This window comes from Thiomicrorhabdus cannonii, from assembly GCF_013391695.1.
Taxonomy (GTDB): Bacteria; Pseudomonadota; Gammaproteobacteria; order Thiomicrospirales; family Thiomicrospiraceae; genus Thiomicrorhabdus; species Thiomicrorhabdus cannonii.
This window is the reverse complement of record NZ_JACBGH010000005.1, coordinates 87318-100554: the sequence shown is the minus strand read 5'-3', so window position 1 is coordinate 100554 and position 13237 is coordinate 87318. Positions and strand designations below refer to the sequence as shown.

13 protein-coding genes are annotated in these 13237 nt (G+C 52.8%); 7 read left to right on the top strand and 6 right to left on the bottom strand.

Translation table 11 applies throughout. The features are described from left to right. The first annotated feature begins 29 nt into the window (after positions 1–29). Positions 30–2681: a [protein-PII] uridylyltransferase gene (gene glnD / locus HZ297_RS07365; RefSeq protein WP_178862353.1), complete on the top strand. Its 2652-nt coding sequence runs from the start codon at positions 30–32 to the stop codon at positions 2679–2681. 56 nt (positions 2682–2737) lie between these two features. Here glnD and HZ297_RS07360 read toward each other — a convergent pair whose 3' ends face one another. Further along, complete coding sequence (locus HZ297_RS07360) at positions 2738–3115, bottom strand: VOC family protein (RefSeq protein ID WP_178862352.1); 378 nt, start codon at positions 3113–3115, stop codon at positions 2738–2740. 158 nt (positions 3116–3273) lie between these two features. Beyond that, on the bottom strand, positions 3274–4173 hold the full coding sequence (locus tag HZ297_RS07355) for a DapH/DapD/GlmU-related protein (RefSeq protein ID WP_178862351.1): 900 nt from the start codon (positions 4171–4173) through the stop codon (positions 3274–3276). Positions 4174–4356: 183 nt separating this feature from the next. Between HZ297_RS07355 and HZ297_RS07350 the strand changes: the two genes are divergently transcribed. The 4 genes from HZ297_RS07350 (at position 4357) to HZ297_RS07335 (ending at position 6779) form a co-directional block, all read left to right on the top strand. Beyond that, complete coding sequence (locus tag HZ297_RS07350; protein ID WP_178862350.1) at positions 4357–4695, top strand: Spx/MgsR family RNA polymerase-binding regulatory protein; 339 nt, start codon at positions 4357–4359, stop codon at positions 4693–4695. Positions 4696–4782: 87 nt separating this feature from the next. Next, on the top strand, positions 4783–5916 hold the full coding sequence (dapE, locus tag HZ297_RS07345) for a succinyl-diaminopimelate desuccinylase (RefSeq protein ID WP_178862349.1): 1134 nt from the start codon (positions 4783–4785) through the stop codon (positions 5914–5916). A gap of 12 nt (positions 5917–5928) precedes the next feature. Then, positions 5929–6192: a hypothetical protein gene (locus HZ297_RS07340; protein ID WP_178862348.1), complete on the top strand. Its 264-nt coding sequence runs from the start codon at positions 5929–5931 to the stop codon at positions 6190–6192. 107 nt (positions 6193–6299) lie between these two features. Further along, positions 6300–6779, top strand: coding sequence for a Crp/Fnr family transcriptional regulator (locus HZ297_RS07335; RefSeq protein ID WP_178862347.1), 480 nt, complete (start codon positions 6300–6302; stop codon positions 6777–6779). A gap of 109 nt (positions 6780–6888) precedes the next feature. Here HZ297_RS07335 and HZ297_RS07330 read toward each other — a convergent pair whose 3' ends face one another. After that, on the bottom strand, positions 6889–8325 hold the full coding sequence (locus HZ297_RS07330) for a sodium-dependent transporter (protein WP_178862346.1): 1437 nt from the start codon (positions 8323–8325) through the stop codon (positions 6889–6891). A gap of 88 nt (positions 8326–8413) precedes the next feature. Between HZ297_RS07330 and murB the strand changes: the two genes are divergently transcribed. Next, a complete protein-coding gene (murB, locus tag HZ297_RS07325) occupies positions 8414–9436 on the top strand; it encodes a UDP-N-acetylmuramate dehydrogenase (protein WP_178862345.1) in 1023 nt (340 codons plus the stop codon). Between the two features lie 94 nt (positions 9437–9530). Here murB and HZ297_RS07320 read toward each other — a convergent pair whose 3' ends face one another. Both HZ297_RS07320 and nagZ read right to left on the bottom strand, forming a co-directional pair. Beyond that, on the bottom strand, positions 9531–10649 hold the full coding sequence (locus HZ297_RS07320; RefSeq protein ID WP_218644573.1) for a mechanosensitive ion channel family protein: 1119 nt from the start codon (positions 10647–10649) through the stop codon (positions 9531–9533). Beyond that, a complete protein-coding gene (gene nagZ / locus HZ297_RS07315; protein WP_178862344.1) occupies positions 10649–11719 on the bottom strand; it encodes a beta-N-acetylhexosaminidase in 1071 nt (356 codons plus the stop codon). Before nagZ ends, HZ297_RS07320 begins: the two co-directional genes overlap by 1 nt. A 182-nt stretch (positions 11720–11901) precedes the next feature. Here nagZ and HZ297_RS07310 point away from each other — a divergent pair, with 182 nt between their 5' ends. Next, entirely contained in the window at positions 11902–12351 is a 450-nt protein-coding gene (locus HZ297_RS07310; protein ID WP_178862343.1) for an MOSC domain-containing protein, read from the top strand. Between the two features lie 68 nt (positions 12352–12419). Here HZ297_RS07310 and HZ297_RS07305 read toward each other — a convergent pair whose 3' ends face one another. Further along, complete coding sequence (locus HZ297_RS07305) at positions 12420–13229, bottom strand: ABC transporter permease (RefSeq protein WP_178862342.1); 810 nt, start codon at positions 13227–13229, stop codon at positions 12420–12422. Positions 13230–13237 lie beyond the last annotated feature (8 nt).

The window sequence follows — 13237 nt, the reverse complement described above, 5'->3', positions numbered from 1 at the left end:
AGTTTTGAATCCATCGCCAATGACCTGATATGACAGCCGAATCGCCTTCCGTTCCCAGTTTTGTTAAAGCGCTCGAAAACCGTGACCAGCCGTTACAGGCCATCAAAGCGGGACGGGAAGCCTTAAAACAGTTTATCGAGTATCAGTTCAAGCAATTTGACGAAGGTGCCGCCGTAGCGGAACTGGTCAAAGAGCGCGCCACCTACATCGACCAGATTCTCAAGCGCATCTGGCAGCATTTCATGCCCGAACCCAATACGGCCGCGCTGTTGGCCGTTGGCGGTTATGGGCGCGGCGAACTGCATCCCTACTCTGATATTGACCTGCTGATTCTAACCGCGCCAGACCAAGCCAATTCGGAAGTGTTTTCGCAATTTATCACTTTCTTATGGGATTTGGGCTTTGATGTCGGCCATGCCATCCGCACGGTGGAGGAATGCGTCATTGCCGGCCAGGAAGACCTTTCAACCGCCACCAACCTATTGGAGGCGCGTTGGATCACCGGCGACTATGAACTCTATCAAGCGCTTAAAAAAATATGGAACCGTCCCGACTTCTGGCCTAGCCAGGCATTTTTTCAGGCCAAATTCGAAGAGCAGGTCACACGCCATCGTCGCTTTCACGACACCACCTATCAGCTTGAACCCAACGTCAAGGAAAGCCCCGGCGGCCTGCGCGACCTGCAGACAATCTACTGGGTGGCCAAGCGCCATTTCAAAGCCTCCTCGATCAACCAGCTGGTACAACATCACTTTCTGACGATTGAAGAGTACAGGGAGCTGGAAGCTGCCTACAAGTATCTGAACCGCGTGCGTTTCTCGCTGCATCGCATGAAGCGCCGCCGCGAGGACCGCCTGCTGTTCGATCACCAGCAGCATCTGGCGGAAAGTTTCGGCTATCGTGATACGCCGGAGAAAATGGCGGTTGAGCAGTTTATGAACAGCTACTACCGCAATGTGCAAAATGTCGTGAAACTTAACGAGATTTTGCTGCAGCATTTCCGTGAAGAGATTTTTTGCACGAATACGCCGATTATTGAACAGCTTAATAGCCGCTTCAAACTGGTCGATCATTATCTCGATATTCAGCATCCGCAGGTGTTTGCGCAGTTTCCCACCGCCTTATTGGAAGTTTTTTTGATACTGCAACACCACCCTGAAATTCAGGGCATCCGCTCCAATACCATACGTTCAATCCGTGACAACCTGCATCTGATCGACAATGATTTCCGCAAGGACTCGATCAACAAGGCGTTGTTTATCGAAATTTTCCGCCAGCCCAACGGCGTCAACGCGGCGTTGCGACGTATGCACAGCTACGGTATTCTGGCGGCCTATCTGCCGGTATTCAAACAGATCACCGGCTTAATGCAGTTTAATATCTTTCATGCCTATACGGTTGATGAACATACCATTTTTGTCATCCGCAACCTCCGCCGATTTTTTGTTGAGGAGTTTGCGTACGAATTCCCCACCGCCCATCAGATTGCTAAAAACATCTGCAAACCCGAAGTGCTTTTTCTCGCCGGACTGTTTCACGATATTGCCAAGGGACGCGGCGGCGAACATGAAATCCTGGGTGCGGACGATGCACTGGCATTCGCGCAATCGCACAATTTGCCGCAGCAAGACTGCGCCCTGCTGAGCTGGCTGGTGCGTCATCATCTCGATTTCTCCGGGATTGCGCAGAAAAAGGATCTCAGCGATCCGGCCGTGATTCAGGCCTTTGCCGAACTGGTCAAGGATCACCAGCATCTGGATTATCTCTACCTGCTGACGGTCGCGGATGTCTGCGCCACGTCGGATGAAGTCTGGAATGAATGGAAAAACGCCCTGTTCCTCGAGCTTTATAACGAAACCTCCAATATGCTCGAAGCGCGCTCAAGCACACCGAAGAACCGGGCGAAGAAGGCGCTGCAAACCCAGGAACGCGCCAAAGACATCCTGCTTAAACGCGACCTTAAATCGACAGATTATCAGCCGCTATGGGACAGTTTGAGCAAAACGGAATTCTTCAGCCGTCAGAATCCAAATGATATTGCACGCATTACCCAGCTCATTTACCAGGCAGATTTGAGTTCCACCCATATTTACCTGCAAAATCAAGCACAACGCGGCGCAACCGAACTGCTGATTTACATGCCCGACCGCGATTTCCTGTTTGCGCATATCACCCATGCGCTGGACAAGCTGCATCTCAATATTATGGAAGCGCGCATCTATTCAACCGCGCTGAACATGACGCTGGTGATTTTATATATCCTCGATAACGATTTGCACCATGTCAGCGATCAGGCCATTCTGGATGCGATTATCGACAAGATCAAACACCAGCTGGCATTGCCGGAAATGGAACCGCAGGAACTCAAACCGATGGTGCACTCGCGCAGGATGAAATGCTTTAGCACGCCGACGGAAATTGTCTTCAACCAGATCAACCAGAAATTCACCGAACTGGTCATCATCACCAAAGACACCCCGGGACTGCTTTCGCGCATCGGTTATGCACTCAAGAGTTTCAATATCCGTCTGCACGATGCGAAAATCAACACGGTGGGTGAAAAAGCGGAAGATGTATTTTTGATCAGCAATACCGATAATCAAGCCATTACCGATAAAGCCGAACAGGAAAAACTCAGCGAAGCCCTGCTCTCACTGATTGAAAAAGCGACTCAGACTTAACAGACCCGGCCTGTTGAGTTTTTTGGAGCGCAAATTTTGCAAGTTCCTTGCAAAGTCTATTGCCGGTATTCAAACAACTCAAAGGCATTATTGTCCGGATCCTTGGCAAATAAGGCCTTTCTGCCGGAACGGCTGCGGGTAAAAGGCAACTGCCACTGCTGCAGTTTCTCCGCAAAGGTTTCGATCGAATCCACCCGTAATGCAAAATGGTAATCTCGCCCGCCATGTTCGGGACGCTGCGTATCGCTATTGGGATCGGGCAATTGCATGATATGCAGACTTTGACCATGATACAAATCCAGCCAATAACCGGGAAATCCCAACTCCGGCCTATCCAGTTTTTCCAACCCTAACAGCGTCTGGTAAAACTCTAGCGCCGCGTCAGCGTCCTTAACGATAATACTCACGTGATCCAAGCCAAGTACCTTAGCCATAAGACAGTCCCTCTAAAATGTTCTAAACAGATAAATCGGACAATTTTGAAAGTGCAGGATTGCAGAAGGGATAAGCGCCCCGGTCAGACAGGCCGGAGCGTAAAAATTCAGTCACGGCTGACCGCACGGCCAGCCTAATGTTCAAGCCGTCGGCTCAATTAGTCGTTGCTGTGCAGTACGCTGTTCAAGCCGCCCCACACCGAACCATCGGTCACGATCGCCTGAACCTGGCCGGTTTGGCTGTGGCGTCTAAACAAAAGTTTTGACTGACCGGATAGCTCGCGCGCAGAAACCACGGAACCGTCAGGCATCTGCACTTTAGTGCCCGCTGTCAGATACAGCCCCGATTCGACGATACAGTCGTCACCCAGAGAGATACCCAGGCCGGCATTGGCGCCCAACAGGTTGCGCTGCCCCATGGAGATAACTTGCTTGCCGCCGCCGGAAAGCGTACCCATAATCGACGCACCGCCACCGATATCGCTGTTTTCACCGACCACAACACCCGCGCTGATACGCCCTTCCACCATGGAGTTGCCCAGGGTGCCGGCATTAAAGTTTACAAAACCTTCGTGCATGATGGTCGTGCCCGGCGCCAAATGCGCACCCAGACGCACGCGGTCGGCATCGGCAATGCGCACGCCTTCGGGAATCACGTAATCGACCATACGCGGGAACTTATCGATGGCCGTCACCGTGAACTGAATCTGTTCACCGGCAATGACTTCACGCAAGGTTTCAACCTCTGAGGGCAAAACCGGGCCGGCATTGGTCCATGCCACATTCGTCAACAGGCCGAAAATGCCGTCCAGATTGATTTCATGCGGTTTGTAGGCGCATTCTGACAATAGATGCAGGCGAAGGTAAGCGTCTTCCGTCGATGTCGGCGCATCGTCAACAGAGGCGATTTCCACCGTCACAAAATCGCTTTTAATCACGCCGGCTTTCAACGCCAGACAGTTGCGGGCAATTTCTTTATTAGAACGCGGAAACCACACATCGAGGGTTACGCCGGTTTTAGCGTCGGTATAACGGTGTCCAATTCGCTTGATCGTCATAATTCCATTCTCTTTAAAAATTGTTAAGAATAAATAAACCGTGAAGTATACCCGCTTGGCAACGGAGATACAAAATTAGTGGCATGCAAATAAGCCGTTTGCGCCCTGTTCGCGGCAAACATCGGGTATTTATGCCATTTTAACTATATAATTAGCACACCTTGAATCAGCAGGAAAAGAACGATGAAAATGTACGGCATTCCCAATTGCGACACGGTTAAAAAGGCCCGGAAGTATTTAGAAACGCATCAGCTGGCATACGATTTTCACGATTTCAAAAAGCAAGGGCTGGATATTGCCCTGCTGGAATCCTGGCTACAGTTCCAGCCGCTGGAAAAACTCGTCAACAAGCGCAGCACCAGTTGGAAACAGCTTGACGATGCACAGAAAACAGCCCTGTTGAACGGCGACTTAAACGTACTGCTGACGACGCCTACCTTGATCAAACGCCCGGTTTTGGTGAGCGCAAATGATGTTATCATCGGTTTTGACGAAAAAGCCTATGAAGCCCTGCCTGGCTGAACGCACGGATGTTTTGATTAACATTTGCCCCGGCAAAGCCGTACAATAATTTGTTGGTGATTTTTAAATAACAGGAATTCCGCGTCCATGAGTGAAACCATTCAACTAGCCCAGCAACTGCTGCGGATCGACTCCGTCACGCCAAACGACAAGGGCTGCCAGCAGCTCATTGCCGATTATCTTGCACCGCTTGGCTTCCATATCGAGCCTATGCCGTTTGGCGAAGTCTCCAATCTCTGGGCCAGACGCGGCACCGACGGCCCGCTTTACGTGTTTGCCGGCCATACCGATGTGGTACCGACCGGTCCCGAAACCGCGTGGACCTACCCGCCGTTTTCGGCACAGATTGACGGCGACATGCTGTATGCACGCGGTGCCGCAGATATGAAAAGCAGCATCGCCTGTTTTATGGTGGCGACAAAGCGCTTTGTGGAGAAGCATCCGGCACACCAAGGCTCCATCGGTTTTTTAATTACCAGCGACGAAGAAGGCCCGGCGGTGGACGGCACCGTCAAGGTGATTGAAACCCTGGAAGCGCGCAATGAAAAAATCGATTACTGTCTGGTGGGCGAACCCTCCAGCGACAAACAACTGGGCGATTCGATTAAAAATGGACGCCGCGGCTCTTTGAGCGGCACGCTGACCGTTCATGGCGTGCAAGGCCACATCGCCTACCCCGAGCTGGCCGAAAACCCGATTCATGCGTTGGCGCCGGCGCTCGAGCAACTGGTGCATGTGCAATGGGACCACGGCAACGAATATTTCCCGCCGACCTCTTTTCAGGTCTCCAATATCAACGGCGGTACGGGGGCAACCAATGTGATTCCCGGCAATGTGGTGGTGCAGTTCAATTTCCGTTTCTCAACCGAACACACCCCTGAGACCTTGAAAGAAGGCGTGCATGCCATTCTCGATCACCACAACCTCAACTACAGCCTCGACTGGAACCTGTCCGGCTTGCCGTTTATCACCCCCGCGCAGGGCGAATTGATTCAGGCGGTTAAACAGGCGTGCCAAGAGGTGGTAGGCTATGAACCCAAATTATCCACCGGCGGCGGCACATCCGACGGGCGATTCATCGCGCCGACCGGCGCACAGGTGATCGAAATGGGGCCGCTTAACGCGACCATTCACAAGGTCAACGAATGTGTCAGCGTGTCCGATCTCGAGCAGTTGACGGAGATTTATTATCGGACCTTAGTCCATCTGCTGTCACACTAAAGTGGTGTTTGTATGATCGAAAAAGAGCTGCCATTTGCCATCCAATTCATGCTGATTGCCCTGCAGTTACTGGCGTTGGTGGTCTTTCTTTACTTTATCTGGCCGTTGCTCAGAAGCGAGCGCTGGAAAGAGAAATTCATCCACAATAAGCAGGCGCTTTCGTTGCTGATTGTGATGGGGCTGATACTGCTTTTCGTGCTGGGCATGAGCAGTTTTTTCGACGCGTTCTTTCCGGTTGAACGTCTTGATCTGCCTAAAGCGCCATCCGCGCCCTGAGACTCAAGCGCCATGCAAACTACCGCAATTGATGCCAGGACTGGTAATGAAGGCGCGAGCCCCATAGAATGATGATGTTATTAACCACTTACCAATAAGGGAATGCTATGACCGTTGCCAAAAAAATCGCCAATTCCGTTCTCGGCCAGGATGTCACCGCGCAGGGGTGCGAAATTCTCGGCCAAGTCGTCGAAAACCGCAAACTTGCTAAGGGTGAAGTTCTGTTTGAGGAAGGCTCCAAGGACGACATGCTCTATCTGTTGATCAGCGGAAAACTGGAAGTGCTGAAGATGATCAGCGGCGAGACCTCGGTTTCGATTGAAGTGTTAAAAGAAGGCTCGATGATCGGCGAATTGAGCTTCCTGGATGGCGTGCCCCACTCGCTTCGCGTTGTGGCCAAGCAGGATTCGGAGGTGTTGATGCTGCACCGCGACAAGTTTGAAGCGCTGGTCGAATCCCATCCGTTGGTGACCTTTCATGTAATGCGTTCGATTCTGCGTTACTCTCACACGCTGCAGCGCAAAATGACCGCCAAATATCTGGAAATGCAGCGCATGATCCAAAATCAATACACGGCGCAATATTGAATCGTTTTGTGCCACAGCAAAACGCTAATAAAAAAGGAGGCATTCGCCTCCTTTTTTTGTGTTGATTTTTTTGTGTTGATTTTTTTGTGTTGATTTTTTTGTGTTGATTTCAACCGGCTTTGCGCATCGCATTGAGCACATAGGCGGCATAGGCTGTCAAAGCAATCGCAACCATAAACCAGACACTCTCCGCCGCCACCAGATTCGTCGCAAAAACAATCAGAATCGCCACCGGTGCCAGCCAGCGCAAATCCAACAGATACCATTTCATCATACGGGGCGACAAACCGATCTGCTCGGCGCGCGTTGCATCATCAAACACCCAGGCCACAAAAATGGACATTAACAGACCGCCCAACGGCAACATGATATTGGCGGTAATGAAATCGACACTTTCAAAGAAATTGCGTTCGCCGAGGAAGTGAACGCCAGACCAATCGTTAAACGACAACACCGATCCTATGCCGATCAACCAGATCAGCCCCCCCAGAATCCAGGCGGCTTTCAAGCGTTGAATTCCCCAGTTCTGCTCAAACCAGCTTACAGCCGGTTCGATCAGCGAAATCGCCGAACTCAGCGCCGCCATGACCACCAGTGCGAAAAACAGCGAGCCGAAAAACCAGCCGCCGCCCATCTGCCCAAAGGCGATCGGCAGCGTCTGAAACAGCAGCCCCGGCCCAGCCCCCGGCTCCAAACCGTTGGCAAAAACGATCGAAAAAATCACCAACCCGGCCATCAACGCGACCAGCGTATCGGCAAAGGCAATCCACATGCCCGCTCTGACTATCGAATATTTTTGAGAAATGTATGAGCCGTAGACCATCATGGTTCCCAGACCGATGCTCAGCGTAAAGAACGCATGGCCCATCGCCGTCAAAACCGCCTGCCAGCTTAACTTGGAGAAATCGGGTGAAAACAGAAAGCTGAAACTTTGTGCAAAATAACCGGTGGTTGCCGCATAGCCCAATAAGACCAATAAAATTAAAAACAGTCCCGGCATCATCCAGCTGATGGCACGCTCGATGCCGCTTTTGACGCCCTTGGCCACTACCAGCACTGTGAAGATGCTGACCACGGTATGCCAGAAGAGCAGTTCGTACGGATTGGCCAGAAACGTCTTGAAGTGCGCCCCGACTTCATCCGGCGTCAGCGCCTGAAAAACCCCCTTAACACTTTCATAAAAGTAAGCCACGCCCCAGCCGGCAATCACCGTATAGAAAGAGAGAATCAAGGCACCGGCCAGCACGCCGTTCAAACCCAGCAAAAACCACAACGGATTGGCACGGTGTTCATGCGCCAGATTGGCCATGCCCTGCACGGGGTTGGCGCCGCCGGCGCGCCCCAAGGCAATTTCGGAAAGCAGGACGGGAATGCCGATCAACAGCACACAGGCCAAATACACCAGAACAAAGGCACCGCCGCCGTTTTCGCCGGTGATATAAGGAAATTTCCAGATATTACCCAAGCCGACCGCAGAACCCACCGCGGCAAGAATAAACACTGTCTGGTTAGACCATCCCTGTTTGGAAAGTTTTAATTGACTCATGAATCTTCCTTCTCTTGGCGCATGGCACGTGCAAAGTGCTCCGCTTCCTTTATAATGTTGTTTTTTCGTCATTATAACAAAGACCAAAATGCACATTCAGGCCAACTATTCGCTCAAAAAACACAATACGTTCAAGATCGATGTCAAAACGCAGTACTACGTTGAAATCAACCGCCAAAGCGATATCACCACGCTGCGTTCGGATTTGACGTTGGCTTCTCTTCCGTGGCGTATTATCGGCGGCGGCAGCAACATCCTCTTCACCCACGACATCGAAGGCGTCATGGTGCATTGCGGATACAAGCAGCTTAAAATCGTCAAGCAGGACGAAGACAGTGTCTGGCTGTCGGTCGGCGCCGGCATGAACTGGCACGACCTGGTCACCTATACCGTGGAACACAACTGGTGGGGCCTGGAAAACCTTGCGCTGATTCCCGGAACGGTCGGCGCGGCACCGGTACAGAATGTGGGCGCCTATGGCGCGGAAGCGCGTGATGCGATTACCCGGGTGCAAACCCTCAATCTCTACTCCGGCCATCGCCAGGAGTTCCGCAATTCGGAATGCAATTTCGGCTACCGCACCAGCATCTTCAAGCAGGAATATGCCGACAAAATCCTGGTGCACCGCGTCACCTTCCGTTTGCGTAAATTACACGCAGGCCACCCTAATCTGGTTTACGAGCCGCTTAAAGAGGCACTCAGCGAGATTCCCAAAACGGAACTGACGCCTAAAATCATTTACGACACCGTCATCAAATTGCGCAAAGAGCGCATTCCCGATCCAAACGTCTTCGGCAATGCCGGCAGTTTTTTCAAAAATCCGGTGGTGGGGCAATCCTATTTTGAGGAACTTCTGACGCGCTATCCCGATGTGCCGCATCATAAGACGCTGGAAGGCTTCTATAAAATCCCGGCGGCCTGGTTGATTGAGCAGGTGAACTGGAAAGGGCAACGCTGCGGAGCGGCCGGCGTTTCGGACAAACACGCGCTGGTTTTGGAAAACCGCGGTGGCGCCAAAGGTCAGGATATCGTCGAACTATCACAGATGGTTCAGGAGGCCGTTGACCATAAATTCGGCATTCACTTGGAACCGGAAGTCATTATTATCTAAGCATTTTTTGAATGTTATCAAAACTCAACAGGCCGGGTATGCACCATGACATACCCGGCCTGTTCGGTTTTAAAATGGCTGTTATTTAGCGCTGTTATTTAGCGTTAGGCGATAAAGACTGCTGCTCGGTTTCATTAAACAGATGCAATGTGCGCGTCGGGAAAGCGATTTCGGCGCCCTCTGCTTCGATGATCTCGGCGACTTTCAGCAACACATCCTCTTTGATCTCGTGAAAACGGATCCACTCGGTGGTCTTGGTAAAGGTATAGATAAAGAAATCCAGCGATGACGGCCCGAACTGGTTGAAATTGACGATCATGGTCTGGTTCACATCAATCTCCGGGTGCGCGCGCAGCATCTCCTTGACCGCCGTGGTAATGGCGTGCATCTTATGCACGTCGGCATAGCGGATGCCGATGGTCTCCTTGATGCGGCGATTGGTCATGCGTGACGGGTTCTCGATGGCAATATTCGAGAAGATACCGTTGGGAATGTAGAGCGGCCGCTTGTCGAAGGTTCTCACGGTGGTCATACGCCAGCCGATATGCTCCACCGTACCTTCGATCTCCTTGTCGGGCGAACGGATCCAGTCGCCGACCGTAAAAGGTTTATCCATATACAGCATCAGGCCGCCAAACAGATTGCCCAGCAAATCTTTGGCCGCAAAACCGACGGCAATGCCGCCTACCCCGCCAAATGCCAGCAAGCCGGTGAGGCTCACGCCAAACGCATTCAGGAAAAACAGAATGGTGACCACAAACGCCACCAGCTTGATGATTTTGGCAAAGGCTTCCACGGTCACCTGGTCGAGCCGCTCCGTTTCACGCGCATACTCCTTCAGATGCAACTCCAAACGCTGTACCAGACGGATTACAAACCAGCCGAACGATAACGTCAGAACCGTCGATTTGAGCGACTGAATCCAGGCAAGACTGTCCACAAAAAGCTGAAACTGCAGAATCACAGTCGTCAGCGCCAGGAAACTGCCGTTGAGCCAGATAAAAAACGAAAACGGCGCCCGTGCGGCATCCACAAAACTGTCAATCCAGACTTTATGCGCTTTGAGCAGATGGTAGTGCAAACGGCGCAGCACACTGCGTTGAACCACGTCGATTAACAGTGTCACCAACAAGATGCCGCAGACCATCAATATCCACGCCTGACTGCCAAACAGGCCGACCAGTTGCGCCCAGCTTTGCTCCATCCACGCCATCAAATCAGCTCCTGCTGTTCGTTGTGGCGATTGAGTTCATGCAATGCCGTCACCGCCGCCTGCCACAGCGGATGGTAAGGCAACTTGCGGAACTCGACGCGTTCATGCGCATGCAGGCGGATCAGGCGCGCGTGCGACAAAGCCCCGGCATGCCAATTCACGTGCGCCAGCACCTCGTCTGCGGCGATGGGATCGTTACACACCAGCACCAGATCGCAACCCGCCTCTAAGGCTTTAAGCACACGTTCCGAAGCCGAGCCGTAGGCCACGGCGGCGCGCATACTCATATCGTCGCTGATAATCGCCCCTTCAAAATGGCACTGCTTGCGCAGTACGGTCTGCAGCCAATAGTGCGAAAAACCGGCCGGCAGCGGATCGACTTTCGAATAGATGACATGCGCCGGCATAATCGCATCCACGCCGTTTTCGATCAGGCTCAGAAACGGCTGCATGTCCTTCTGCTGAATTTCCGCAAAAGGTCGTTCGTCCACGGCGACTTCGGTATGCGTATCGGCTTCGATATAGCCGTGACCCGGAAAATGTTTGGCCACCGAAGCCATGCCCGCCTTGCGCATCCCCGTCATCAAATGGAACGCCAACTTGGCCACCGTTTGCGGTTGCATCGCAAAGGCGCGGTCGCCAATCACCTTGCTGCCGCCATAATCCAAGTCGAGCACCGGCGCAAAACTGAAATCCACGCCCACCGCCAGCAATTCGGTCGCCAACAGCCAGCCGATTTTTTCGGCCGCATCGCAGGCAAACTGCGGATTCTGCGCATAGGCCTGCCCCAGGGTGCGCATCGGCGGGATGCGGCTGAAACCGTCACGGAAACGCTGCACGCGCCCGCCCTCGTGATCCACGCCGATCAGCAGGCGCGGATGGCGCAAGGCGTGAATCGACGCCGTCAGTTTTTGCAGCTGCTCGACCGATTCAAAATTGCGACTGAACAAAATCACACCGGCCACCAACGGATCCATCAGACGCTCGATTTCGTGCGGCTGCAAAACGGTGCCCTCAATATCAACCATGACCGAGCCTAACGACATGGCTTTACCGGCGCTTAAATTCATAGCGTTTCCTTATTGCTGTAGGATGGGATTGGCGTGATTCGCAGTGCGAAACGGACAAAATTTCCGCTATGATAACCAAAAAAAGCGGCGGGCTGAACCGCCGTTGTGTACGATCTTCAATTAAATGTCATATAACGGCTTTATAGTACGCCTGCAAAAACAAGGTATCAAAGGAATTGACGATGGCCAAACTCATCGGTATTGCCACCCATCAGGCATCCAAAGGACCGATTCAGACGCACGAACGCATTCATGTTTCTGTTGAATCGGGTCTGGAAAACGACTATCAAGGCGCCAAAAACCCGATTAAACAGGTGACCCTTCTCTCGCTGAAAAGCTGGCAGGCGGCCTGCGAAGAGGCCGGAAAAACCCTGCCCTGGACCGAAAGACGCGCCAATTTGCTCGTGGATGAGATGGATTTCGACGCATCCATGATCGGCATGCAGGTGCAGGTAGGTCAGGTATTGTTGGAAATCGTCTGCGAAACCGATCCTTGCTCGCGCATGGAGGCCTTGCAGCCGGGGTTGAAACAGGCGATGATGCCCGATTGGCGCGGCGGCGCTCGTTGTAAGGTGCTACGCGCCGGCGACATTCAACTGGGCGATCAGGTTCATCTGCTCAAACGCGTTTAATTCTTTTTATTGGATTCTTTTTACAGGCAGACGCCTACCCGGCCTGTTGAGTTTTTTCCGTCAAATTCTCAGGCGCGCTGCTGATGACGGTTCTTCACATCCAGATAATCACGCCAGCGGTCGCCCAACAGATTGACCGCCAGCACCACTAGCATCAAGGCGATACCCGGCGCCAACACCAGATGCGGCGCCACCAGTAAGTAGCGCGTGCCCTCTTTGATCATACTGCCCCAGGACGCATCGGGCGGCTGCACGCCCAGTCCCAGAAACGACAGACCTGCCTCGGAAATCACCGCGCCGGCCACGCCAAAAGTCGCCTCGACCCCCAAAGGCGCAAGCAACAGCGGTAGCAGATGACGCCATAGAATGCGCCAGGTGGGCACACCCAAAGCACGCGCCGCCAGAATATGTTCTCGATTACGCAAGCTCAAGGTCTGCGCGCGCGCCAGTCGGGCGTAACCGACCCAGCCGACCACCACCAGGGCAAACACCACGTTTTCAATCCCCGGCCCCAAAATGGCCGCCAACGCAATCGCCAGCAGCAATCCCGGAAATGCCAGAAACACATCGATGATTTTGGTGATCACACGATCTACCCAACCGCCACGATAACCGCTGTAAATGCCGATCGTCGTACCAATCAGCGCCGACAGCGTTACCACCCCCACAGCGACCAGTAGCGAGGTTTGCGCGCCCTGCACCAGACGTTCCAATACCGGACGACCGAGTTCATCGGTTCCCAACCACTGGCTCAAAGACGGCGGCGCCAGGAACTGCTGCAACACCACTTCATTCGCCTCGGCGCCAATCCACACCGCAGCCAATGCCATCAGGCACCACAGCGCAATCATCGCATAACTGAAGGTTTTCAGAATCATGCCCGGCC